This is a genomic window from Pseudomonas sp. NPDC089530, from assembly GCF_050280705.1.
GTDB lineage: Bacteria > Pseudomonadota > Gammaproteobacteria > Pseudomonadales > Pseudomonadaceae > Aquipseudomonas.
The window spans coordinates 1-24,735 of sequence record NZ_JBNNVU010000045.1 but is presented as its reverse complement, the minus strand read 5'-3'; the positions used below and the strand labels follow the sequence as shown (position 1 = coordinate 24,735).

Here is a 24,735-nt window from a genome sequence, read left to right as displayed (position 1 = left end):
ACACTCAATCTTTATTCTCACCACTTACAAGAGCGGCCTGTGCTTATAGGCCTAGCCAACAAGTAGTGTACAAACTTGAATAAGGACTGCATGAATATGGAAATTAATGTATGAGCGAGCTCATTGAAATTGAAGGCTTTATCACCTGCCTGACGAACGCCAACATTCCGCACACATTAGCATTGACTGGTTCCACGGCGAGAGGAGAACTACGCAAAAACTCAGGCCGATATGACTACGACTCCGACACAGATATACTTTGCATAATCGAACCCGATTCGATTGCAGAAACATTGTCCTGCAAGAGAGAGTACGCTCACTCCATCCCGTTGATACTAATGAGCGCCTCCGCCTTAAATCATCCATCCAACGCAGTGTTGTCTATCGCGTTTGACTCGCTTATCAATAACGACCTCAACCTCTCAAAGCCCGACTTCACCAACACTCGTGCGGCAGAGTTTATAGCCTATCAGTTCCAGCCCCTCGCCTATTATGCATCACAACTGAAACACTCGACACCTGATGCAAGAAGAAGGCTATATAGCAAAATCGCGATAACGTGCCTGAAGTTGCTATATCTCGCGCATCACCCGGGCAGGAGAAGCTTTATCTATGAACGGGAACTAAAACTTCAAAACTTCACCAGTATCGACGAAATGCTGGTTCAAAACATTTTGAACAGGGACCTGCCAGATGCAGAGCTGCGTGACACAGCAGAGCGCTTGGAACGCCAAGTAGCGCAGTGCGCTTCGATCATAGCAGCAGCCGACTTCCTGGAATCCACAAGGCTCTACGTCTTGGACAAGGACAAGTATTCAAAAGAAATAATAGATTCTATTTTTCTCGAAAATAACAAACTGAAAAAATCAGACACCCTGTTCATAGAGGCTGCCTGAATGTGCGAAATTATCGCCACTTTAGGTCCCATCGGAACAGACTCGCACAGGCAAGCCGAGCGACTGGGGACTGGCATCTCATTACATGACACATTCCAAGCGGCTGCTGAATATGCAAAGAAGCATAAAATAAAGCTCTTGGTGCCTGCAGGATTCAGAGAAAATCGGGAAGGCAGGCTATTTTCCTGGGTGGACTTTCACTTTGAAAACCTTGAAGCCATCGAACTTGAAAAAGTCTGGTTTGAAGAGACCATGCCAATGGTTCTATTGCACAAGTCTTATAGTGTAATCGCCATCCATCCCTCCACCTCCTCATTGGTCCCTGAACTGGAAAAATACGAACAGATAAAGTATGCCAAATCGAAGGTAGAGGCTTATCAACTTTTTAAACAGGGCGAGGTCTCCGCGGTGGTAACGAGCAGTTGCCTCATCGATGAAAATAACGACCCCCCCCATATAAAAATGCGTTTCGCCCCCACTATGGTGTGGTGCCTGTATAAAATGAAGAGCAGCAATGCGTAGATGAAACACCTCTCATATTTCATTGCCAGAACAGAGGATTTTCGGTGTGACACCAGTATTTGAACTCAGACGACGCAGGTTGCCCCAGGCACGAACGATGAGTGCAAGGAGCTAAGTGGTGAAAAACTTGAAAGGCTACATAATTGTAATGCTGTGCTTTGGCATTTCCCTCACCGAGCGATTCACTCAGGCATCAATCCCGTTGATTGTGAACCATATGGGGTTAAGCAGCATTGAAATGTCGTTATTTCTTAGCACGATGGCTGCCTCCACCGTCTTTACCGGCCTGCTCGTCGCTCCATATATCGACTCTTACAAGCAAAAAGGTTTTTCGGGAATCATTATTCTCTTTGCCGCAGCCGCGACGCTGTCCTTTTACATGTTTGGTACTACCCAAGCACTTGGCTGGGGCTGTTTCCTGACGTTTTGCATCGGTGCTATTCTTCGAATCATAAACTTTCGCCGACTTTCCGTAATAAATAGCGAGGTAAGTAATGCAGAACTTTCTCGCGCCCATACCCGCATGCAGCTTTCCATAACGGTCGCGATGGCTGCTGCCCCGATATGCTTGACCCTGACCAAGGCAGATAACTATCTAAACTTCGCCTTTGCAATGCTATTAATCTGCGTGCTTTTCAGCCTGTGCTCGTCCTCCGTTTCCGCGACGGCCAAAGCCTCAACACATGTTGCAGTCGAGCGAAGCGAGTCCAGAGAGATCGCCTCCGCGAACCATTTCATATTCATAGGGATGTTACTTTCGGGGCTGTTTCTCAGTGCTTTGCTCTTATATTGCCAAAGTGTCTCGGACAAGCCGGTTCAGCTGTATGCCAACATCATATTTTCTCAAGTCGTTGGACTCATAGCGGCCAACATAATGTTTGAGCGCTTTTTTGGAGAGCGATTCAGGCAATACGGTATTCTGATCATCGCCATCGCGTTATCGGAAATCGCCTTTATCTTTACCCAATCAAGCATTCTGATCAATGCACTCTCTTGCTTGATTGGCTTCTCGTTCCAAGTCATGTTTCTGAGATCTCACAACCAATTTCAACGCAAGATTCCTCGTGGTTTGACAGCCAAGTTGAATGGCATGCGCGGCCTGTATACGTTCGCCGGCATAACCACAGGGTATATTCTAGGCCCCATTCTTTTTAACTTCGGAGGCACAGGGTTGGTTTTTGCAACCTGTAGTGCTACCGCACTACTCTTTTTTCTGTCTCTGAAACATCTAAGCCCCTCCAGACAGAATTGCTTCGCTAGTGAGTAACGCATAGTGGCATGACGCAAGCAGTATTTTGCCAGGCCCAACACAAGGAGAAAAACTCAAGTGATATCCCCATGGAAGTTCAAGTGCGATAACTTACACATTCAATTCAATGCCGAGTTCTGCCCTGAAAAGACACTCCCTTGCATCTCGGAAATTCTTCAGACTTTGCCAAGCGAGGCACGAGTAAGCCAGGAAATGCTGTTAACGATTTCCAGAATGCAATCGACCTGCTATAGCGATAACGATTTCACTCCAAGCCATGAAGCCATTCTGAAAGTGATGGTCGACCTGCATTCCGTACAGTACTACTTTCCAATATTTGCTCTTGTAGATGCGCCGCACTCCATTATAAGAGGAGCGTTTCTGGGGTACAGAAAACATATAGGAGAGGTTGAGTTTGGCGATGCGTTCAGCCGGTTTTGCTGGAAGGGTGTGGACAATCGCGCTGAATTCGAAATATCGCCCACTGAACTCGAGGACATTTCGCTACTCCCGCACTTGACCTATCGAAACTACCGGACTTCTGACTTTGAGGCCAAGGGACTTTCAGTGTTGGAAATAGCAGATTATATCGCTGCGCCCATTCTCAAGTGCACGTCGCCAAGGATAGACCTTCCATTTCTTGAGAGTTGCGGCATCAAGCCGATCAGCCAATACAAGGTTGGACTGGTTAGCGACTCCTTTACAGTGAAAGGGGCCAAATATGTATAGCGTCCTTTTTATTGGCAAGGGAACCATTACCACTTCGCTGAGCAAAAGCCTGGATACAAACCAATGGCGCATTGCTCACCACACCCGAGCAGAAAAAAACCTGGGCGAAACCAACCTTGCCGGCTATGACTATGTCGTTTCTTGCCTGCCTGATGCAGAAACCGCAGAAATGGTATGGAGCGAAATACTAACCGCCTCATTGCGCAACGGAGTGCACAAGACAGTATTCATCGATATATCGACACTTACCCCCACAACAATCAAAAAAATAAACGATGCATTCTGCCATGAAACACTAACGTTCATAGAAGCCCCCTTTACCGGCAGTAAAACGGGCGCACTGAACGGTAGTCTGATTTATTTTGCGTCGTCAGATGCGGTTTTGCCGGAAAACGATGCTTTTCTCAAAAGCACATCGTCAAAAATATATAAATTCGATGCTGCCGGAACCCCTACCCGATTCAAGTTGTTTTACAACCTTTGGGGGCTTACCTCACTTGGCCTGTTAGGCCAAATGTCGCAGATAATGAACGCCCTGCCTCAAGCGGACCTGATGTCCGAGATTATCACCTCCAACGACTTCTGGATGAGCGCAATCGCCAGGCAAAAACTCGACCAGTGCTTATCGCAAAACTACGAGGATGTTCACTGCAAGCTGAAGTACGCAAAAAAAGACATAAAGTATGCCCTAAATGAATTTATCGATCATAAGCTCGATTTATCCAGATGTTTACTTTCCATTCTGGATGAAGACCAACTCCAACATTACGATGATGCGGACTTCACCTCGATGCGCGAATTTTTCCGATGAGCGAACTACGCGTAGTCAATCGTCAGGAAAAAAACACTTTGGCCGTTGCCAGATACCCGGGCACGCAACCGCACTGGGTTGCAGACATGTCTTATGCCACACCAGAACCAATACTTTCGGCCATTAGAGAAAGAGTTGCGGAAGGGCATTTTTCCTACCCCAACATCCCTGATACGGTATACGAGGCCATTCGTAATTGGTGCCGGACTCGTTACAACTGGGAAATATGCCGAGAGTGGATCGCTATTATTCCAAATACAATCTCCGGCGTGAGAGTTGGAGTTAAAAGCGTCTGCAAGAATAGATCATTTTTCTTACAACGCCCTAATTACGGCAAGTTACTGAATCTAGGCAACGGCTTTGAGATTGAACCCAAAGCAATAGATATCGCCACGACCGGCAAACCATTTGTTGCGAGCGACCTTCTCAAAATAGCACGTACCCGTCCATCCGCTGTAGTTCTCTGCAACCCTACCAACCCAAACGGCATTGTTAGCGGCCTTGCGGACTTAGAAGCAATGGCCAGCAGCATCGAGGATCTTGATACAGTAATAATTTCCAACGAAGCGCATGCGGACTTCATACTCGGAGAGCGGAGCCATGTCCCGGCAGGGTCAGTAAAGGGCCTGAAAAACAAATCCATCACTATTCTATCCCCTAGCAAAACTTTCAATCTGTCGGGTATATCTGTAGCCTATGCCGTGATCCCGTCCCGCGCTATCAGGGAAAATTTTATATCTACCCAGGCATTTTATTCTACGGGGATCAATGCCCTGGGCCTCGTAGCATTGGAGCATGGCTATCTTTACTGCTCGGAATGGCTTGACAAGCTTATAGTTCAGTTGAGAAAAAATCAGTCCATCGTGTATGAAGGCTTACTGAATACTTCACTTAAATACAGCCCTTCGGACGCCTCATATCTCGCCTGGGTTGACGCTAGACAAGCAGGCGATAATGTTTTCGAGAGGCTTCTACACAGGGGTGTCGCGGTCTCGGACGGCCAAGAATTTGGCTCTCCCGGCTGGATCAGATTAAATTTTGCCTGCCCAGCGGATCAGCTAAAAAAATCAATTGCTACAATTTTCAGCTTGTTTGGAAATTCTAAATGAAAATTCTTATTACTGGCGGCGCCGGATATATCGGCAATACGATTGCCTTCGCATTGACAGATGCCGGGCATCACCCGATTATTCTCGACGAACAGCCCATCCAAGCGGATAACACAATCGCCGCATTTGACTACTATCAAGGCGATATTGCGGACAAGGCGCTCCTGACAACGATCATCCGGACACATCCAGAGATAGGCTTAGTCATTCACTGCGCAGCAAAAATCGATGTCGCAGAGTCGACCTTGAAACCCGATCTCTACTACAACAATAACTTCTCCAAGTCCATCGAGATGGTTAACCACCTTATCGATCTGGGAGTCAACAAGCTGATCTTGAGCGGCACCGCGTCATTATACAATTCCGAGTCTGCTTACAGTTTCGACGAAGACGCCGCTCCCAACCCGACGAGTCCGTATGCTCGCTCCAAGTATTTCCTCGAGCTTGCCCTCAATGATATTTCCAAGGCGAGGGATTTTCAGTTCTTCATCTTCAGATATTTCAATCCAATCGGCAGTGATAAAGAGCTGAGGACCGGTTTTAGAGGGGCTAACAAGAGCAGCCTTCTAAACTCTTTAATCCAATGCACGAACCTCAATCGTCCTTTTCAGATCAACGGTGTCGACTGGGATACCCGTGACGGGTCCACTATCAGGGACTTCGTTGATGTCCGTGATCTCGCGGATGCGCATGTGCTGGCAGCCGAAGCCTTTGGTAAAGGCACCTTGTCGGTCCCCCTTAATGCGTTCGGTCTGCCCATCATGAATCTCGGTTCAGAGCAGGGCGTCACCGTGAAGGAGTTTGTCTCTGTCTTCATAAACGCCACGGCATCCGACCTGATCGTGGAAATGGCGGGGCGACGCTCCGGGGACATCATTGGCGGCTATGCCTCCAGCCAGCTGGCACGGGATCTGCTTGGATGGGCGCCCTCCACGCCCTTGGAAACCTCTATTCTCAATTCCATCCGCTGGGCATCCACATGGTCGCCTACATAGAAGAACACCGGACAGACGAGCCCTCAGAGGATAGATATGAAGTTTCTTTGCCTGACCGGCGACCTGGCGGACGCCTCCAGCCGAGGTTTTGTCCTTGACGGTCAAAAGCTGTTCGCCGTACGCCGCAATCAACAAGTCTATGTCTATCTCAATCGCTGCCCCCATCGCGGGGTCAACCTGGAGTGGCGCCCTGATCAGTTTCTCGATCGGAGTGCGAGCCTGATTCAGTGCGCCACCCATGGCGCGCTGTTCCTGATCGAAAGCGGCGAATGCGTGGCCGGCCCCTGTGCCGGGGAGTCCCTGGTGGCCATCCCTTGCCGGGAAGACAGCCAGGGCATCTGGGTCCGGCTTTAGCCGTTGAGCAAGACGTCCAGGCGACGGTCGATGCACATTTCCTCGGCGCTCAGGCGCACCCCGTAGGCCAGAACCTCGACCCCGGAGGCCACGGCCTCGCGTAGCGCCGCGGCATAACCGGGATCGATCTCTTCCGCGGGCCGCACCGCCTCGATGCCGGACAGGTTGACGCAATACAACTGCACCGCCCGGATGCCATCCCGTGCCAGGTGTGCCAGCTCACGCAGATGCTTGGCGCCACGCTGGGTCACCGCATCGGGAAACGCCGCCACCGCCGTGCCGTCGAAGCCCAGCGTGACGCTTTTCACTTCCACGTACGCCGGACCGGTCGGATAGTCGAGGCGGAAATCGATCCGGCTCTTTTCCTGCCCGTAAGCCACCTCTCGCTTCAATCCGGTAAAGCCGTTCAGCTCGGTGATGACACCGGCCTGCAAGGCTTCTTCGACCAACGCATTAGCCCGCCCGGTGTTCACACAGAACAACCGGCCTTGTGGGGTTTCACCGATTTCCCAGGTGCCGGGCAGTTTGCGCTTGGGGTCGTTGGAACGGCTGAACCAGACCTGCCCGCCGTCGACCAGGCAATTGAGCATGGAGCCGGTGTTGGGGCAGTGAATGGTCAGCAACTCGCCGCTACTGGTTTCGATATCGGCGAGAAAACGCTTGTAGCGACGCAGCAGGCGGCCTTCTTCGAGGTGAGGGTGAAAGCGCATCAGCCTTGCCAGCTCCGCAGGCCACGGGCAATCCGCTCCACCGCTTCCTGCAGGCGCGGCAGGTCCTGGGTGTAGGCGAACCGCACGTGGTGGCCGGCCTGATGGCGACCGAAGTCCAGCCCCGGGGTAAAGGCAACATGCTCGGTTTCGAGGAAGTGCTGGCAGAAGGCAAAGGCATCGCCGCCGAAGGCGCTGATATCGGCATACAGATAGAACGCCCCTTCCGGCTCGACCGCGATACCAAAACCCAACTCGCGCAGGGCCGGCAGGAGGAAGTCGCGGCGCCGCTGGAACTCGTTCCGACGCTCTTCCAGCAGACTGATGGTGCCCGGTTCGAAACAGGCCAGGGCCGCATACTGAGCGACGCTCGGGGCACTGATATAAAGGTTCTGCGCCAGCTTCTCCAGCTCGCCGATCGCCGCCGGTGGCGCTACCAGCCAGCCCAGGCGCCAGCCGGTCATGCCGAAATATTTGGAAAAGCTATTCAGGACAAAGGCGCTGTCGTCGACTTCCAGCACACTGGCGGCATCGCTGCCGTAGGTCAGGCCGTGGTAGATCTCGTCCACCACCAGATGCCCGTTACGGGCTTTCACGGCAGTCGACAGTCCTGCCAGCTCGTCACGGCTGAGCAGGGTCCCGGTGGGGTTGGCCGGCGATGCCACCAGGGCGCCGACGCTGTCCTGATCCCAATAGCGATCCACCAGATCCGGTGTCAGTTGATAACGCACGTCCGGCCCGACCGGCACCAGTTGCGCCGCGCCTTCCACCAGCCGCAGGAAATGCCGGTTGCAGGGGTAGCCCGGGTCCGCCAGCAGCCAGTGTTTGCCCGGATCGACCAGCAAGCTGCTGGCCAGCAGCAATGCACCGGAACCACCGGGGGTGATCATGATGCGCCCGGGATCGATATCCAGCCCGTAGCGCTGCCGATAGAAACCGGAGATGGCTGTGCGCAGTTCGGGGATTCCGCGGGCGGCGGTGTAGCGGGTCTTGCCCGCGGCCAGCGCCGCTTGCCCGGCCTTGATGATCGGCTCAGCCGTGGTGAAGTCCGGCTCACCGATTTCCAGGTGAATCACATCGTGACCGGCCGCTTGCAGCTCATTGGCACGGGCCAGCAGGGCCATTACGTGGAAAGGTTCGATAGCGCGACTGCGCGCACTGTAGGACTGAGCCATTAGCCTTCCTTCATTGAAGTGAGCAAAAAAACGATTCTACCCACCCCGTGGACAAGGGAGAACCCAAGGCCCTCAAGTACCGACTCTCCACGCCATAAAGAAGACGAACACCCGGCCCAGGCTTGGCTAAAATCATTAATTGACCTGGCCTGCGAACTGACCGGAGCAGGCGGCGTCGACCTTTGCGAGCAGCGCCCGGCGCAGGCTCGACAACCGGGAGTGGCGCCGCCCGATTCGATCTGGTAAGTTCGCCCGCTTGCAGTCGCAGGGCCGGCATGCCGGTGATGGAGCAATCCTGCGCAATGGATTACATGAGTAGAGGCGGTCCATTTCATGCCCACCCAAGCAAAGCAACAGAATCAATCGATCAGCGGCTTCGAGCCCTATGTTGAAACCGCGGGCGAAGAGTACATGGGCAAGCCCATGCGCGAGCACTTCACCAAGATCCTGAACAAGTGGAAACAGGACTTGATGCAGGAAGTCGACCGCACTGTTGATCACATGAAAGACGAAGCAGCCAACTTCCCCGATCCGGCCGACCGTGCCAGCCAGGAAGAAGAGTTCAGCCTTGAACTGCGAGCCCGCGATCGCGAGCGCAAGCTGATCAAGAAGATCGACAAGACGCTGCAACTGATCGAAGACGAAGAGTACGGCTGGTGCGAATCCTGCGGCGTCGAAATCGGTATTCGTCGCCTGGAAGCCCGCCCTACCGCCGACATGTGCGTCGACTGCAAGACCCTGGCGGAAATCAAGGAAAAACAAGTCGGCAAATAATTGCTGGCTTGAACGAAAAACGGAGCGTGCAAACGCTCCGTTTTTGTTTCCGACGTTTATCCATGAAGGCTGAAGGCCCGACCGCGAGCAAGCTTCGCGCTCTGGGGATCAGACCAAGTAACATCCTGCCCATGAATACCTCGACCTCCCCCTACATCGGGCGCTTCGCCCCAACCCCCAGCGGGCACCTGCACTTCGGCTCGTTGGTCGCCGCCCTGGCCTCCTACCTCGATGCCCGCGCCGTCGGCGGCCGCTGGCTGGTGCGCATGGAAGACCTCGATCCGCCCCGGGAAGAGCCCGGGGCCCAGGCCGCCATCCTCAAGGCCCTGGAAAGCTACGGCTTCGAGTGGGACGGCGAGATGGTCCGCCAGAGCGATCGCCACGCGGCCTACGCCGAAGTCCTCAACCGCCTGTTCAACCAGGGCCTGGCGTATGCCTGCACCTGTTCGCGCAAACAGCTGGAGCCCTATCACGGCATTTATCCGGGCCTGTGCCGCAATGCCGGCCACAGCCAGCAGGATGCCGCCATCCGCCTGCGCGTGCCGGAGCTGGAATATCGCTTCACCGACCGGGTCCAGGGCGAGTTCCGCCAGCACCTGGGGCGCGACGTGGGCGACTTCGTGATCCGTCGCCGCGACGGCCTTTATGCCTATCAACTGGCGGTGGTGCTGGACGACGCCTGGCAAGGCGTCACCGATATCGTGCGCGGCGCCGACCTGCTGGATTCCACCCCGCGCCAGCTGTACCTGCAGGAACTGCTCGGCCTGTCACAGCCACGCTACCTGCATGTGCCGCTGATCACCCAGCCGGACGGGCACAAGCTGGGCAAGTCCTACCGCTCCCCGCCCCTGGCCGCGGACCAGGCCACCCCGCTGTTGCTGCGGGCCCTGCGCGCCCTGGGGCAGAAAACCGACAGCGCGCTGGTCCACGCCAGCCCCCGGGAAGTGCTGGGCTGGGGCATCGAACACTGGGATGCTTTACTGATCCCGCGCACACTGAGCGTGCCGGAAGCGCAAATACGCTGACGCCCCTTGCAGCCTGGCGCCCATCCGTTACCATCGCCGCACGTTTTCGGGCACGCACACAATAAAGAGAGGCCGAGATGTACATCTATCGCTTGGTCCTGCTCCTGGTAGTGGGGATCTATCTGTTCTCCCCCGCCATCATGGATTGGTGGATCGATGCTACGGGCGCCTGGTATCGCCCGTATCTGCTCTGGCTGATCCTGATCGTCGTGACCTTCATCCTGCAGAGCCAAAAAGATGCCGATGAGCTTTAGCCTGACCCAGATGATCCTGATCAGCGCCGCGTACCTGCTGGTGCTGTTCGGGGTGGCCTGGATCAGCGAACGCGGCATGATTCCGCGCTCGATCATCCGCCACCCGCTGACCTACACCCTGTCCCTCGGGGTCTATGCCAGCGCCTGGGCCTTTTATGGTACGGTCGGCCTGGCCTATCAGTATGGCTACGGCTTTCTTTCCAGCTACCTCGGGGTCTCCGGCGCCTTTCTGCTGGCACCGGTGCTGCTGTACCCGATCCTGAAAATCACCCGCACCTACCAGCTGTCCTCGCTGGCCGACCTGTTCGCCTTCCGCTTCCGCAGCACCTGGGCCGGCGCGCTGACCACCCTCATCATGCTGTTCGGCGTGCTGCCGCTGCTGGCCCTGCAGATCCAGGCGGTGGCGGACTCCATCGGCATCCTCACCCGCGAGCCGGTCCAGCACCGGGTGGCCTTGAGTTTTTGTGCGCTGATCACCCTGTTCACCATCTTCTTTGGCTCCCGACATATCGCCACCCGGGAAAAACACGAAGGCCTGGTGTTCGCCATCGCCTTCGAGTCGGTGATCAAGCTGGTCGCCATCGGCGGCGTCGGCCTCTATGCCCTGTACGGCGTGTTCGACGGCCCGCAACAGCTGGAGCTCTGGCTGCTGCAGAACCAGACCGCCCTCGCCGCCCTGCACACGCCCCTGCAGGAAGGACCATGGCGCACCCTGCTGCTGGTGTTCTTCGCCTCGGCGATCGTGATGCCGCACATGTACCACATGGCCTTCACCGAGAACCTCAACCCGCGCTCGCTGGTCAGTGCCAGCTGGGGCCTGCCGCTGTTCCTGCTGCTGATGAGCCTGGCAGTGCCGCTGATTCTCTGGGCCGGCCTGAAGCTGGGCGCCACCACCAACCCCGAGTATTTCACCCTCGGCATCGGTATCGCCGCCGAGCGCCCGGCCCTGGCCCTGATGGCCTACGTCGGCGGGCTTTCCGCTGCCAGCGGCCTGATCATCGTCACTACCCTGGCACTGTCGGGGATGGCCCTCAACCACCTGGTTCTGCCGCTGTATCAGCCGCCGGCCGAAGGCAACATCTACCGCTGGCTGAAGTGGACCCGCCGGGCGCTGATCGTGGCGATCATCATGGCCGGCTATGCCTTCTACCTGCTGCTGGGGGCCGAACAGGACCTGGCCAACCTCGGCATCGTGGCCTTTGTCGCGACCCTGCAATTCCTTCCTGGCGTGCTCTCGGTGCTGTACTGGCCGACCGCCAACCGGCGCGGCTTCATCGCCGGGCTGCTGGCCGGGACGCTGGTCTGGCTGGTGACTATGTTGCTGCCGTTGATCGGCAACCTGCAGGGCTTCTACATACCGCTGCTGAACATGATCTACGTGCTGGACGACACCAGCTGGCACATGGCGGCCATCGCCTCGCTGGCCGCCAACGTGCTGATGTTCACTCTGATCTCGCTGTTCACCAACGCCAGCGCCGAAGAGGCCAGCGCCGCCGAAGCCTGCGCGGTGGACAACGTGCGCCGGCCGCAACGCCGCGAACTGCACGCCGCCTCGCCCCAGGAGTTCGCCACCCAGCTGGCCAAGCCCCTGGGCGCCAAGGCCGCGCAGAAGGAAGTCGAGCAGGCGCTACGCGACCTGTACCTGCCCTTCGATGAGCGTCGCCCCTACGCCCTGCGCCGCTTGCGCGACCGCATCGAGGCCAACCTGTCCGGCCTGATGGGCCCCAGCGTGGCCCAGGACATGGTGGAAACCTTCCTGCCCTACAAGGCCGGCGGCGAAAACTACGTGACCGAAGACATTCACTTCATCGAAAGCCGCCTCGAGGACTACCACTCGCGGCTGACCGGCCTGGCCGCCGAGCTCGATGCCTTGCGCCGCTACCACCGCCAGACCTTGCAGGAACTGCCGATGGGCGTCTGCTCCCTGGCCAAGGATCAGGAAATCCTGATGTGGAACAAGGCCATGGAAGAGCTGACCAGCATTCCGGCGCAGCACGTGGTCGGTTCGCGCCTGGCCACCATCGCCGATCCCTGGAGAGCCCTGCTGCAAGGCTTCATCAACGTTCCCGACGAGCACCTGCACAAGCAGCACCTGGCCCTCGATGGCCAGACCCGCTGGCTGAACCTGCACAAGGCCGCCATCGACGAGCCCCTGGCCCCGGGCAACAGCGGCCTGGTGCTGCTGGTGGAAGACCTGACCGAAACCCAGATGCTCGAAGACAAGCTGGTGCATTCCGAACGACTGGCCAGCATCGGCCGCCTGGCCGCCGGCGTGGCCCACGAAATCGGCAACCCGATCACCGGTATCGCCTGCCTGGCGCAGAACCTGCGCGAAGAGCGCGAAGAAGACGGTGAACTCACCGAAATCAGCGGCCAGATCCTCGAACAGACCAAGCGGGTGTCGCGCATCGTCCAGTCGCTGATGAGTTTCGCCCACGCCGGCAGCCATCAGCATAACGACGAAGCCGTCTGCCTGGCCGAGGTGGCGCAGGACGCCATTGGTCTGCTGGCGCTGAACCGACGCAACTTCGAAGTGCAGTTCTTCAACCTGTGCGATCCGGACCACTGGGTCGACGGCGATCCGCAGCGGCTCGCCCAGGTCCTGATCAACCTGCTGTCCAATGCCCGCGACGCGTCGCCGGCGGGCAGCGCGGTACGGGTCAAGAGCGAAGCCGGCGAGCACACCATCGACCTGATCGTCGAGGACGAAGGCAGTGGCATACCGTCGAGCATCATGGATCGGCTGTTCGAACCCTTCTTCACCACCAAGGATCCTGGCGAAGGCACCGGACTGGGCCTTGCACTGGTCTATTCCATCGTTGAAGAGCATTATGGACAAATCACCATCGACAGCCCGGCTGACACCGAAAGCCAACGCGGCACCCGTATCCGGGTGACTTTGCCGCGTCATGTCGTAGCGACGTCCGCTGTGAACTGAGACCGTCGAGAGAATCGAATCAATGCCGCACATTTTGATCGTCGAAGACGAAACCATTATCCGCTCCGCCTTGCGTCGCCTGCTGGAGCGCAACCAGTACCAGGTCAGCGAAGCCGGTTCCGTGCAGGAAGCACAAGAGCGTTTCAGCATTCCCACGTTCGACCTGATCGTCAGCGACCTGCGCCTGCCGGGCGCCCCCGGCACCGAGCTGATCAAGCTGGGCCAGGGCACCCCGGTGCTGATCATGACCAGCTACGCCAGCCTGCGCTCGGCGGTCGACTCGATGAAGATGGGCGCGGTGGACTACATCGCCAAGCCTTTCGATCACGACGAAATGCTCCAGGCCGTGGCGCGTATCCTGCGCGATCGCCAGACGGCGCAAAGCAACCCCAGCGAACGCCCGGTCGCCAAGTCGGGCAACGGCGCGGACAAGGCCGGCGCCAACAGCAGCAACGGCGAAATCGGCATCATCGGTTCCTGCCCACCGATGCAGGACCTGTACGGCAAGATCCGCAAGGTCGCCCCGACGGACTCCAATGTACTGATCCAGGGCGAATCCGGGACCGGCAAGGAGTTGGTGGCCCGCGCCCTGCACAACCTGTCCAAGCGCGCCAAGGCACCGATGATCTCGGTGAACTGCGCGGCCATTCCGGAAACCCTGATCGAATCCGAGCTGTTCGGTCACGAAAAAGGCGCCTTTACCGGCGCCAGCGCCGGACGTGCCGGCCTGGTGGAAGCGGCGGACGGCGGCACCCTGTTCCTCGACGAAATCGGCGAACTGCCCCTCGAAGCTCAGGCCCGCCTGCTACGCGTGCTGCAGGAAGGCGAAATCCGCCGGGTCGGCTCGGTGCAGTCGCAAAAGGTCGATGTGCGCCTGATTGCCGCGACCCACCGCGACCTCAAGAGCCTGGCCAAGATCGGCCAGTTCCGTGAAGACCTGTATTACCGCCTGCACGTGATCGCCCTGAAGCTGCCCGCCCTGCGCGAGCGTGGTGCCGACGTCAACGAAATCGCCAATGCCTTCCTCGCCCGCCAGAGCGCGCGGGTGGGCCGCACCGACTTGAAATTCGCCCCGGACGCCGAACAAGCCATTCGCCACTATTCTTGGCCGGGTAACGTCCGTGAGCTGGAAAACGCTGTCGAGCGCGCGGTCATTTTGTGCGAAAGCCCGGAAATCTCCGCGGATCTGTTGGGTATCGACATCGAGCTGAGCGACCTGGAGGATGACGAGTTCGTCAACCTGGCGCCTCAGGCCGCCAGCGCCAACAACACCAGCCATGAGCCGACCGAAGATCTGTCCCTGGAAGATTACTTCCAGCATTTCGTCCTCGAACACCAGGACCACATGACCGAGACCGAACTGGCCCGCAAACTGGGCGTCAGCCGCAAATGCCTGTGGGAGCGCCGTCAGCGCCTGGGCATCCCACGGCGCAAGACCGGGATCGCCAGCGAAAGCTGAAACCCCGTCAGTAACAAGAACGGGTAACACGCCACCTTGTGAAAAAACTGTTACCTCAGTCATTTCACGTAACAAAAACCGGGGCTTACGGTAACGAAGCCCCGGTTTTTTTTGGCCTGAAAAAACCTCAACGACGCGCCTAACCCCTTGTTTTACTGGGCCTCGCAAAAGTTGGCACGGCACCTGCTATATGTTTGGTACAAGAACAATAACAAGCAATGCACAAGACAATAAAAATAAGACGAATCGACTCACGCATAACAAAAACAACACGGCGGAGGCGCAGCTAACTGATTCTTTTGGAGAGGCGTTGTCATTGGGGCTTGCCCCACAACCAGGCCGAGAACAATAAAAACTGCCCTAAGGCAGAGCCTGAACTGGTTGGATCACTGATCATTGCAACACAGCGACCAAAGCAATCCGTTTGCTCTTGGCTCCCGATTGGGAGGGTCACACCGGGTTAACCGGGTGACAAGGGCGTTAAACAAAAACAAGAAGCCCGAAACCAATAATAAAAATAGAGCACGCAACTACTTCCGGGGGAGCTTTGGCTCCCCTTGTAGTTTCCGGGATTTGAGTTTCCGGGATTGCGACCTTACTCGCGCAAAACCCCATCACCCCGCACGCCAAGGCGCCGCGCACGACTCGCGCAGCTTCCTACACCATCCCCCGACTAAATGCTAGAATCCCCGCCCATCATGCGGTCATTCTTCGTTATGGCCGAACATTCCTTCAAACAGTGCATCCCATGCTGAAGAAGTTGTTCCAGTCATTCCGTTCTCCCTTGCGTCGTACGCAACACAAACGCAGCACGCCTGAAGTGCTCAACAGCAGCCAACACTCGCTGCAACGCGCCCAGTTCAGCCGTTATGCGGTGAATATCGTCGAACGCCTGCAGAACGCCGGCTACCAGGCTTACCTGGTGGGCGGTTGCGTGCGCGACATGCTGCTCAATATCACCCCCAAGGATTTCGACGTCGCCACCAGCGCTACGCCGGAACAGGTGCGAGCTGAATTCCGCAATGCCCGGATTATCGGCCGGCGGTTCAAGCTGGTGCATATCCACTTCGGCCGCGAAATCATCGAAGTCGCGACTTTCCGCGCCAATCATCCGCAAGATGACGAGGAAGACAGCAACCAGTCCTCGCGCAACGAAAGCGGGCGCATCCTGCGCGACAACGTATACGGCACCCTTGAGGAAGACGCGCAGCGCCGCGACTTCACCATCAACGCCCTGTATTACGATCCGGTCAGCGAACGCATCCTCGACTACGCCAACGGCGTACACGACATCCGTAACCACCTGATCCGCCTCATCGGCGATCCACGCCAGCGCTACCAGGAAGACCCGGTACGCATGCTGCGGGCCGTGCGTTTCGCCGCCAAACTGGATTTCGGCATCGAGAAACACACTGCGGCGCCGATCCGCGATCTGGCCCCGATGCTGCGGGAGATCCCCTCGGCGCGCCTGTTCGAGGAAGTGCTCAAGCTGTTCCTGTCCGGCCATGCCGCCGACACCTTCGAGATGCTGGTCGACCTGCAACTGTTCGATCCGCTGTTCCCGGCCAGCGCCGAGGCCCTGGAATACAACCCGACCTATACCCACACGCTGATCAGCGAAGCCCTGATCAATACCGACCTGCGCATCAAGCAGAACAAGCCGGTTACCCCGGCCTTCCTGTTCGCCGCGCTGCTGTGGCCGGCCCTGCCGGCTCGCGTGTTGCGCCTCCAGGAACGTGGCATGCCGCCGATCCCGGCCATGCAGGAAGCTGCTCACGAATTGATCAGCGAACAGTGCCAGCGCATCGCGATTCCCAAACGCTTCACCCTACCGATCCGCGAGATCTGGGACATGCAGGAACGCCTGCCACGCCGTAGCGGCAAGCGCACCGACCAGTTGCTGGACAACCCGCGGTTCCGCGCCGGTTATGACTTCCTGCTGCTGCGCGAAAGCGCTGGCGAACAGACCGACGGCCTGGGCGAATGGTGGACCGACTACCAGGACGCCAACGAAGCCGGTCGCCGCGACATGATCCGCGACCTGAGCGGCAAGGACGACGCCGGCACCGGCCCGCGCAAGCGCCGTCGCAGCAGTGGTACCAAGCGCAAGCGCGCCACCTCCGGCGAATAACCCGATGGAACGGATCTACATCGGCATGGGCAGCAACCTCGCGGCCCCGGCAGAGCAATTGCGCAGCGCGATCGACGCGCTGGCGCAGTTGCCCCACAGCCAACTGGCAGGGGTCTCGGCCTTCTATCAAAGCGATTCGCTGCTACCCGGCCAACCGCGTTACACCAACGCCGTTGCCGCCCTGGACAGCAGCCTCGCGCCCCTCGAACTGCTGGACGCGCTGCAAGCCATTGAGAACGATCAGGGCCGCGAGCGGCTCCAGCGCTGGGGCCCGCGCACGCTGGACCTGGATATCCTGCTGTTCGGCGATCGCCTGATCGACGAGCCACGGCTCAAGGTGCCGCATTACCACATGCAGGCCCGGGCCTTCGTCCTCTATCCCCTGGCCGAACTGGCCCCCGCCGACCTGCAACTGGCCGACGGTCGCCAACTGCGCGAGCTGCTCGCCGCCTGCCCATTTGTCGGCCTGGAACGCCTGGCCTGACTGCTGAAACGCATCAGTTACGGCGGTAACACTTACGCCGTAACAATGCGGTAACACATGCAATTGACTTCCCGAGTTCTCCTCACGACTATAGGCGTCCCGTTGCCGCCAACACGGCGTTACAGGGCGCAATCCAGGCCTTATAAGCACGACAACAGAGCGTGCGCCTGCATAGATAAAGAATCACGCGCGTTACTCGCAGCAGTTTCCAGAGCGCCTGAATGAGGACCCTTTTTCATGCCAGACATTACCCTGACCACCCTGCAAAGCCTCAAGCAGAAAGGTGAAAAGATCACCATGCTGACCTGCTATGACGCCACCTTCGCCCACACCTGCTGCCAGGCCGGCGTTGAAGTACTGCTGGTGGGCGACTCCCTCGGCATGGTCTTGCAAGGGCACGACAGCACACTGCCAGTCACCACCGCCGAAATGGCCTACCACGTCGCCGCGGTCAAGCGCGGTAACAGTGGCGCCCTGATCCTCGCCGACCTGCCATTCATGGCGTATGCCACCACCGAACAGGCCCTGAACAACAGCGCCCTGCTGATGCAGGCCGGCGCGCACATGATCAAGGTCGAAGGCGCGCTCTGGCTGGCGGAGTCCATCCGCCTGCTGGCCGAGCGCGGCGTCCCGGTCTGCGCCCACATGGGCCTGACCCCGCAATCGGTGAACATCCTCGGCGGCTACAAGGTTCAGGGCCGCAACGAAAACCAGGCGCGGCAGATGCGTGCCGACGCCATCGCCCTCGAGGCGGCCGGCGCGGCGATGCTGCTGCTCGAATGCGTGCCTAGCGAACTGGCGGCGGAAATCACCCAGGCGGTGAAAATCCCTGTGATCGGCATCGGTGCCGGCAGCGGCACCGACGGCCAGGTCCTGGTCCTGCACGATATGCTGGGCCTGTCCCTGAGCGGTCGCGCACCGAAGTTCGTGAAGAACTTCATGGCCGGCCAGGACAGCATCCAGGCAGCCCTGAGCGCCTACGTCAATGAAGTCAAGGCTGTGACCTTCCCTGGCGCCGAACACGGGTTTTCTGCATGAATACCGTTAAGACCGTACGCGAACTGCGTGCCGCCGTAGCCCGTGCCCGCAGCGAGGGCAAGCGCATCGGCTTCGTACCGACCATGGGCAACCTGCACAGCGGCCATGCCGCGCTGGTGACCAAGGCGGCCCAGCGGGTGGACTTCGTGGTGGCGAGCATTTTCGTCAATCCATTGCAGTTCGGCGCAGGCGAAGACCTCGACAAATACCCCCGGACCCTAGCCGCCGACCAGGAGAAGCTGCTGCAAGCCGGTTGCCATCTGCTGTTCGCCCCCACCGTCGAGGAGATGTACCCCGACGGCATGGACGGCCAGACCCGGGTCAGCGTGCCGCAGCTCTCCGAAGGCCTGTGCGGCGCCAGCCGCCCCGGGCACTTCGAAGGGGTGGCCACGGTGGTCAGCAAGCTGTTCAACATGGTGCAGCCGGACCTGGCGGTCTTCGGCCAGAAGGACTTCCAGCAACTGGCGGTGATTCGCGCCCTGGTGCATGACCTGAACATGCCGATCCAGATCATTGGCGAACCCACAGTGCGGGCCGCCGATGGCCTCGCGCTGTCGTCGCGCAACGGCTACCTGAGCGAAGAGCAGCGTGCCATCGCCCCTGCCCTGTATCGCGGCCTGAGCCAGATCGCCCAGGCCATCGGCCAGGGCGAACGGGACTATCCAAAGCTGCTGGGCGAGCAGAAACAGCTGCTCGAAGCCGCCGGTTTCCGCCCGGATTACCTGGAAGTCCGCCACGCCCTGACCCTGCGTCCGGCCACCGCGGACGACCGTGACCTGGTGATTCTGGTAGCTGCGTATCTGGGCGCCACCCGCCTGATCGACAACCTGCACCTGAACCTCGACGCCTAGCCCCAAAGGCGGATTGCCCGAAGCCCAACCTTCGGGCAAACTGCCGCCGCCCGGGGCTTGCAGCGATGCTGCGGGTCCTGGCCCCACGCATTTCTCTCCCCTGAAGCCCTGATCGTTGAGCAGTTCCAAGGCGCCGATATAAAAAAGTACCGGCCGCAGGTCAGACAAAGCCAAGACAGATCACCACGCTAGCGTTACTGTAATCGCCCTGCGTGCTTAATCGTGTCAGCGCAGGGTTGACCGAACGTTATCCTTCGAGCAGGACGTTCCGGGCTTTTCAGTGTCCAACAGGCAGTTCAAGTAAAAGGAAAACCGCAGCGATGGCGTACTACCGCACTCCTCACGACGTTACCGCTCTGCCCGCCTGGCAGGCGTTGAATGACCACCGCCAAGCCATGCAGGATTTCAGCATGCGCGAAGCCTTCAATGCCGACCCACAGCGCTTTCATCAATTCAGCCTCAGCGGCTGTGGGCTTTTTCTCGACTACTCGAAGAACCTGATCACCGCCGAAACCCGCAACCTGCTGGTGGGCCTGGCCAACGAAGCCGGTCTGCAGGACGCGATCAAGGCCCTGTTCGCCGGTGAGCTGGTCAACTCTTCCGAAAGCCGCCCGGCCCTGCACACCGCCCTGCGCCGCCCAGTGGGCGACAAGCTGTCGGTCAACGGCGTCAACGTGATGCCGGAAGTGCACAAGGTGCTGAACCAGATCACCGAACTGGTCGGGCGCATCCACGACGGCCTGTGGCGCGGCTACACCGAAAAGCCGATCACCGACGTGGTGAACATCGGCATCGGCGGTTCGTTCCTCGGCCCCGAGCTGGTGTCCGAGGCCCTGCTGTCCTACGCCCAGAAAGGCGTGCGCTGCCATTACCTGGCCAATATCGACGGCAGCGAATTCCACGAACTGTCGTCGAAGATCCGCGCCGAAACCACGCTGTTCATCGTTTCGTCGAAGTCCTTCAACACCCTGGAAACCCTGAAGAACGCCCAGGCTGCGCGCGCCTGGTACCTGGCCCAGGGCGGTTCCGAGGCCGAGCTGTATCGCCACTTCATCGCGGTATCGAGCAACAACGCCGCCGCCGTGGCCTTCGGCATCCGCGAAGAGAACATCTTCCCGATGTGGGACTGGGTCGGCGGGCGTTACTCGCTGTGGTCGGCCATAGGCCTGCCGATCGCCCTGGCCATCGGCATGTCCAACTTCAAGGAGCTGCTGTCTGGCGCCTACACCATGGACCAGCACTTCCAGACCGCGCCGTTCGAACAGAACATGCCGGTGCTGCTGGCCCTGCTGGGCGTGTGGTACGGCAACTTCTGGGGCGCGCAGAGCCACGCGATCCTGCCGTACGACCACTACCTGCGCAACATCACCAAGCACCTGCAACAGCTGGACATGGAATCCAACGGCAAGAGCGTGCGCCAGGACGGTACGCCGGTTTCCACCGATACCGGCCCGGTGATCTGGGGCGGCGTGGGCTGCAACGGTCAGCACGCCTACCACCAGTTGCTGCACCAGGGCACCCAACTGATCCCGGCCGACTTCATCGTGCCGATCGTCAGCTTCAACCCGGTCGCCGACCATCACCAGTGGCTGTACGCCAACTGCCTGTCGCAAAGCCAGGCGCTGATGCTCGGCAAGACCCGCGCCGAGGCCGAAGCCGAGCTGCGTGAAAAAGGCCTGAGCGAGGCCGATGTACAGAAGCTGGCAGCGCACAAGGTGATCCCGGGCAACCGTCCGAGCAACACCCTGGTGGTGGAGCGCATCAGCCCGCGCCGCCTGGGCGCACTGGTGGCGATGTACGAACACAAGGTCTTCGTGCAGAGCGTGATCTGGGGCATCAACGCCTTTGACCAATGGGGCGTGGAGCTGGGCAAGGAGCTGGGCAAAGGCGTCTACAACCGCCTGGTCGGCAGCGAAGAAAGCCCGGCCGAAGACGCTTCGACCCAGGGCCTGATCAACTACTTCCGCGGTCGTCATCGCGGTTGATCGCGACCTGAAACAACCCTTCGCGAGCCCGCTCGTTCCTACAGGATGCGCATTCCACCTGTAGCAACGAGCGGGCTCGCGTCGGTCTCCCTCCCCTTGAACCCCTCCCCCGCAAGGCGCATCTTTATTACTTGTCGCTAAAACAAGAATAAGGAACCGTCATGTTCGATATCAGCACGTTCCCCAACGCCGATGCCGTCCGCCGGGCTGCGCAATTGAGTCAGGACGACTACCAGCGGCTGTACCGCGAATCCATCGAGCACCCCAGCACCTTCTGGGCCGAACAGGCCACCCGCTTTCTCGACTGGAGCGCCCCCTGGCAAACCGTGCAGCGCTATGACCTGAAAACCGGCACCGCCACCTGGTTCGCCGGCGGCCAGTTGAACGTCAGCCAGAACTGCATCGACCGCCATCTGGAAAAACGCGGCGATCAGGTGGCGATCATCTGGGAAGGCGACGATCCCGCCGAGTCGCTGACCATCACCTACAAGAAACTCCACCACTACGTCTGCCGCCTGGCCAACGTCCTGAAAAGCCGCGGCGTGAACAAAGGCGACCGGGTCTGCATCTACATGCCGATGATCCCCGAGGCGGCCTACGCCATGCTTGCCTGCACCCGTATCGGCGCGGTGCACTCGGTGGTCTTTGGCGGCTTCTCCCCGGACGCGCTGCGCGACCGGATTCTCGATGCCGACTGCCGCACCGTGATCACCGCCGACGAAGGGGTGCGCGGCGGCAAGTTCGTGCCCTTGAAACACAACGTCGACAAGGCCCTGCAGAGCTGCCCGAACGTCAGCACGGTGGTGGTGGTCGAGCGCACCCAGAACCCGGTGAACTGGGTCGAAGGCCGCGACCTCTGGTATCACCAGGCCATACGCGGCGTCGAAGACGACTGCCCAGCGCAACCGATGGACGCCGAAGACCCGCTGTTCATCCTCTACACCTCCGGCAGCACCGGCAAACCCAAGGGCGTGCTGCACACCACCGGCGGTTACCTGCTGCAGGCGGCGATGACCTTCAAGTACGTGCTGGACTACCGCGAAGGCGAAGTCTTCTGGTGCACCGCCGACGTCGGCTGGGTCACCGGCCACAGCTACATCGTCTATGGCCCGCTGGCCAATGGCGCGACCACCCTGATCTTCGAGGGCGTGCCCAGCTATCCGAGCAGCTCGCGCTTCTGGGAGGTCATCGACAAGCACCGGGTGAACATCTTCTATACCGCCCCCACGGCGTTGCGCGCGCTGATGCGCGAAGGCCCCGAGCCGCTGCGGCAGACCTCCCGCGGCAGCCTGCGCCTGCTGGGCACCGTCGGCGAGCCGATCAACCCGGAAGCCTGGGAATGGTATTTCAATGACGTCGGGGAACAGCGCTGCCCGATCGTCGATACCTGGTGGCAGACCGAGACCGGCGGCATCATGCTCAGCCCGCTGGTCAGCGCCAGCCGGGTCAAGCCGGGCTGCGCCACCCGCCCGATGTTCGGCGTGCAGCCGGTGCTGCTGGACGAACACGGCCGGGAAATCAGCGGCGCCGGCAGCGGGATCCTGGCGCTCAAGGCCAGCTGGCCGGCGCAGATCCGCAGTGTCTACGGCGATCCGCAGCGCATGATCGACACCTATTTCAAACCCTATCCGGGTTACTACTTCACCGGCGACGGCGCCCGGCGCGACGAAGACGGCGACTACTGGATCACCGGGCGCATCGACGATGTGATCAACGTGTCCGGGCACCGCATCGGCACCGCCGAAGTCGAAAGCGCCCTGGTCCTGCACGACAGCATCGCCGAGGCCGCCGTGGTCGGTTACCCCCACGACCTCAAGGGCCAGGGCATCTATGCCTTTGTCACCCCGATGAATGGCGTCGTGCCCGACGACGAACTGAAGAAGGAGCTGTTGGGCCTGGTCAGCCGCGAGATCGGCAGTTTCGCCAAGCCGGAACTGATCCAGTGGGCACCGGCCTTGCCGAAAACCCGCTCGGGCAAGATCATGCGACGTATCCTGCGCAAGATCGCCTGCAACGAGCTCGACAGCCTGGGCGATACCTCGACCCTGGCCGACCCGAGCGTGGTCGAGGGGCTGATCGACAAGCGCCTGAACCTCTGAGCGGGGTTCAGCCTCCCAACCAAGGAACAGCCAAGCGGTATGGAATTCATTCGCAGTCGTATCGAAACCCAGGTCATGAGCCTGGGCGGCCTGTCGCTGGGTCAGCTCGACCTGGACAACCCCAAGGGCGACCCGGGCCTGTTCGGCCCGGACGCCATCTGCTGGCAGGTGCATGGCGATTTCAGCAGCATGCTGATCGGCGGCATCAGCGCCCTGTTGATGCAGGCCCTGCATCCGCTGGCCCTGGCCGGAGTCTGGGATCACTCGAACTTCCGCCAAGACATGATCGGGCGCCTGCGGCGTACCGCGCAGTTCATTTCCGGCACCACCTTCGGTTCGCGACAGGATGCCGAGTGGCTGATCGACAAGGTGCGCACCATTCACCTGCAGATCGTCGGCCATGCGCCCGACGGCCGTCCCTATGCCGCCAGCGATCCGCAACTGCTGACCTGGGTGCATGTGGCCGAAGTCAGTAGCTTTCTGGCGGCGCACCTGCGCTACCGCAACCCACGGTTGTCGCCCACCGACCAGGACCGCTACTACGCGGAAGTCGCCTTGATCGCCGAGCGCCTCGGCGCCCGCGATGTCCCGCGCTCGCGCCGGGCCGTGGCAGATTACCTGGCCGGGATCCGCCCACAACTGCTCTGTGACGCCCGCAGCCACGAAGTGCTGCGCCTGCTGCAGGCGGCACCGGCACCGAGCCGGCTGGCCAAACCGTTCGGCGCGTTGATGATGCAGGCCGGCATCGATCTGTTGCCCGACTGGGCCAGCACCATGCTTGGCATCAACCAGGGCCTGCTGCAACGCCAGCTGATCCGCGCCAGCGTCAACCGCAGCGCGCCGATGCTGCGCTGGGCGGTACGCAATGGTTCGATACAGCGGGCGCAGCGACGCATGGGCCTGTAATCCCCGACCGGGCGAACAGATCGCGACCCACCGGTTCGCGATTGGCCGCGCCGTGGCCTTCTATGCAACCATGATTTTCTGCGTTCGCAGGCATCGTTTCCCCCTAGCGGCCGATCGATGCCCAGGCCAAACAACAATGAGGATTCGCGCCATGCAAGACGTCGTAATCGTTGCCGCCACCCGCACCGCGGTCGGCAGTTTCCAGGGTTCGCTGGCGAACATCCCCGCGGTCGATCTCGGCGCC

General features: G+C 59.4%; 23 protein-coding genes. 21 read left to right on the top strand and 2 right to left on the bottom strand.

Going from position 1 to position 24,735, the window contains the following annotated elements; genetic code table 11:
- The first annotated feature begins 110 nt into the window (after nucleotides 1–110).
- The 8 genes from ACQKQA_RS17835 to ACQKQA_RS17800 all read left to right on the top strand — a co-directional run bounded on the left by ACQKQA_RS17835 (nucleotide 111) and on the right by ACQKQA_RS17800 (nucleotide 6,665).
- Nucleotides 111–896, top strand: a complete 786-nt coding sequence (locus ACQKQA_RS17835; protein WP_427560196.1) for a hypothetical protein — start codon at nucleotides 111–113, stop codon at nucleotides 894–896.
- A complete protein-coding gene (locus ACQKQA_RS17830; RefSeq protein WP_427560193.1) occupies nucleotides 897–1,418 on the top strand; it encodes a hypothetical protein in 522 nt (173 codons plus the stop codon).
- A gap of 118 nt (nucleotides 1,419–1,536) precedes the next feature.
- Entirely contained in the window at nucleotides 1,537–2,685 is a 1,149-nt protein-coding gene (locus tag ACQKQA_RS17825) for a hypothetical protein (protein ID WP_427560190.1), read from the top strand.
- A gap of 216 nt (nucleotides 2,686–2,901) precedes the next feature.
- Nucleotides 2,902–3,396: a hypothetical protein gene (locus ACQKQA_RS17820; RefSeq protein ID WP_427560187.1), complete on the top strand. Its 495-nt coding sequence runs from the start codon at nucleotides 2,902–2,904 to the stop codon at nucleotides 3,394–3,396.
- Nucleotides 3,389–4,207, top strand: a complete 819-nt coding sequence (locus ACQKQA_RS17815) for an NAD(P)-binding domain-containing protein (RefSeq protein ID WP_427560185.1) — start codon at nucleotides 3,389–3,391, stop codon at nucleotides 4,205–4,207. Before ACQKQA_RS17820 ends, ACQKQA_RS17815 begins: the two co-directional genes overlap by 8 nt.
- A complete protein-coding gene (locus tag ACQKQA_RS17810; RefSeq protein WP_427560182.1) occupies nucleotides 4,204–5,316 on the top strand; it encodes an aminotransferase class I/II-fold pyridoxal phosphate-dependent enzyme in 1,113 nt (370 codons plus the stop codon). Before ACQKQA_RS17815 ends, ACQKQA_RS17810 begins: the two co-directional genes overlap by 4 nt.
- On the top strand, nucleotides 5,313–6,311 hold the full coding sequence (locus ACQKQA_RS17805; RefSeq protein WP_427560179.1) for an NAD-dependent epimerase/dehydratase family protein: 999 nt from the start codon (nucleotides 5,313–5,315) through the stop codon (nucleotides 6,309–6,311). Before ACQKQA_RS17810 ends, ACQKQA_RS17805 begins: the two co-directional genes overlap by 4 nt.
- Before the next feature lie 36 nt (nucleotides 6,312–6,347).
- Nucleotides 6,348–6,665 carry a Rieske (2Fe-2S) protein gene (locus ACQKQA_RS17800; RefSeq protein WP_427560176.1) on the top strand — a complete coding sequence of 106 codons (318 nt, stop codon included), beginning with the start codon at nucleotides 6,348–6,350 and terminating at the stop codon, nucleotides 6,663–6,665.
- On the opposite strand, the gene sfsA is transcribed toward ACQKQA_RS17800, so the two are convergent.
- Together sfsA and ACQKQA_RS17790 are read right to left on the bottom strand one after the other, a co-directional pair.
- Nucleotides 6,662–7,375, bottom strand: coding sequence for a DNA/RNA nuclease SfsA (gene sfsA, locus ACQKQA_RS17795; protein WP_427560173.1), 714 nt, complete (start codon nucleotides 7,373–7,375; stop codon nucleotides 6,662–6,664). The genes ACQKQA_RS17800 and sfsA overlap by 4 nt on opposite strands.
- Nucleotides 7,375–8,547, bottom strand: coding sequence for a pyridoxal phosphate-dependent aminotransferase (locus tag ACQKQA_RS17790; RefSeq protein ID WP_427560170.1), 1,173 nt, complete (start codon nucleotides 8,545–8,547; stop codon nucleotides 7,375–7,377). The genes sfsA and ACQKQA_RS17790 overlap by 1 nt, the downstream gene beginning before the upstream one ends.
- Nucleotides 8,548–8,880: 333 nt before the next feature.
- Here ACQKQA_RS17790 and dksA point away from each other — a divergent pair, with 333 nt between their 5' ends.
- The 13 genes from dksA to ACQKQA_RS17725 all read left to right on the top strand — a co-directional run.
- Complete coding sequence (gene dksA / locus ACQKQA_RS17785) at nucleotides 8,881–9,321, top strand: RNA polymerase-binding protein DksA (RefSeq protein ID WP_007924645.1); 441 nt, start codon at nucleotides 8,881–8,883, stop codon at nucleotides 9,319–9,321.
- A gap of 131 nt (nucleotides 9,322–9,452) precedes the next feature.
- On the top strand, nucleotides 9,453–10,346 hold the full coding sequence (gene gluQRS / locus ACQKQA_RS17780) for a tRNA glutamyl-Q(34) synthetase GluQRS (protein ID WP_427560168.1): 894 nt from the start codon (nucleotides 9,453–9,455) through the stop codon (nucleotides 10,344–10,346).
- A 77-nt stretch (nucleotides 10,347–10,423) separates the two neighbouring features.
- Entirely contained in the window at nucleotides 10,424–10,600 is a 177-nt protein-coding gene (locus ACQKQA_RS17775; protein ID WP_003176118.1) for a hypothetical protein, read from the top strand.
- Nucleotides 10,584–13,538 (top strand): sensor histidine kinase, encoded by a 2,955-nt coding sequence (locus tag ACQKQA_RS17770; protein ID WP_427560164.1) that lies wholly within the window; start codon nucleotides 10,584–10,586, stop codon nucleotides 13,536–13,538. Before ACQKQA_RS17775 ends, ACQKQA_RS17770 begins: the two co-directional genes overlap by 17 nt.
- A gap of 22 nt (nucleotides 13,539–13,560) precedes the next feature.
- A complete protein-coding gene (locus ACQKQA_RS17765; protein ID WP_427560162.1) occupies nucleotides 13,561–14,997 on the top strand; it encodes a sigma-54-dependent transcriptional regulator in 1,437 nt (478 codons plus the stop codon).
- 748 nt (nucleotides 14,998–15,745) lie between these two features.
- A complete protein-coding gene (locus ACQKQA_RS17760; protein WP_427560159.1) occupies nucleotides 15,746–17,128 on the top strand; it encodes a polynucleotide adenylyltransferase PcnB in 1,383 nt (460 codons plus the stop codon).
- A 4-nt stretch (nucleotides 17,129–17,132) separates the two neighbouring features.
- A complete protein-coding gene (folK, locus tag ACQKQA_RS17755) occupies nucleotides 17,133–17,612 on the top strand; it encodes a 2-amino-4-hydroxy-6-hydroxymethyldihydropteridine diphosphokinase (RefSeq protein ID WP_427560157.1) in 480 nt (159 codons plus the stop codon).
- A 237-nt stretch (nucleotides 17,613–17,849) separates the two neighbouring features.
- Nucleotides 17,850–18,650, top strand: a complete 801-nt coding sequence (panB, locus tag ACQKQA_RS17750) for a 3-methyl-2-oxobutanoate hydroxymethyltransferase (RefSeq protein WP_427560154.1) — start codon at nucleotides 17,850–17,852, stop codon at nucleotides 18,648–18,650.
- Nucleotides 18,647–19,501, top strand: coding sequence for a pantoate--beta-alanine ligase (panC, locus tag ACQKQA_RS17745; RefSeq protein WP_427560151.1), 855 nt, complete (start codon nucleotides 18,647–18,649; stop codon nucleotides 19,499–19,501). Before panB ends, panC begins: the two co-directional genes overlap by 4 nt.
- Nucleotides 19,502–19,821: 320 nt before the next feature.
- The gene (gene pgi / locus ACQKQA_RS17740; protein WP_427560148.1) at nucleotides 19,822–21,486 is read left to right on the top strand and encodes a glucose-6-phosphate isomerase; all 1,665 of its coding nucleotides are present in this window, start codon (nucleotides 19,822–19,824) and stop codon (nucleotides 21,484–21,486) included.
- A gap of 161 nt (nucleotides 21,487–21,647) precedes the next feature.
- Nucleotides 21,648–23,585 (top strand): acetate--CoA ligase, encoded by a 1,938-nt coding sequence (acs, locus tag ACQKQA_RS17735; RefSeq protein WP_427560145.1) that lies wholly within the window; start codon nucleotides 21,648–21,650, stop codon nucleotides 23,583–23,585.
- A 39-nt stretch (nucleotides 23,586–23,624) separates the two neighbouring features.
- The gene (locus ACQKQA_RS17730; RefSeq protein WP_427560142.1) at nucleotides 23,625–24,491 is read left to right on the top strand and encodes an oxygenase MpaB family protein; all 867 of its coding nucleotides are present in this window, start codon (nucleotides 23,625–23,627) and stop codon (nucleotides 24,489–24,491) included.
- 151 nt (nucleotides 24,492–24,642) lie between these two features.
- On the top strand, nucleotides 24,643–24,735 hold a 93-nt coding region (locus ACQKQA_RS17725), incomplete at its 3' end, for a hypothetical protein (RefSeq protein WP_233447046.1).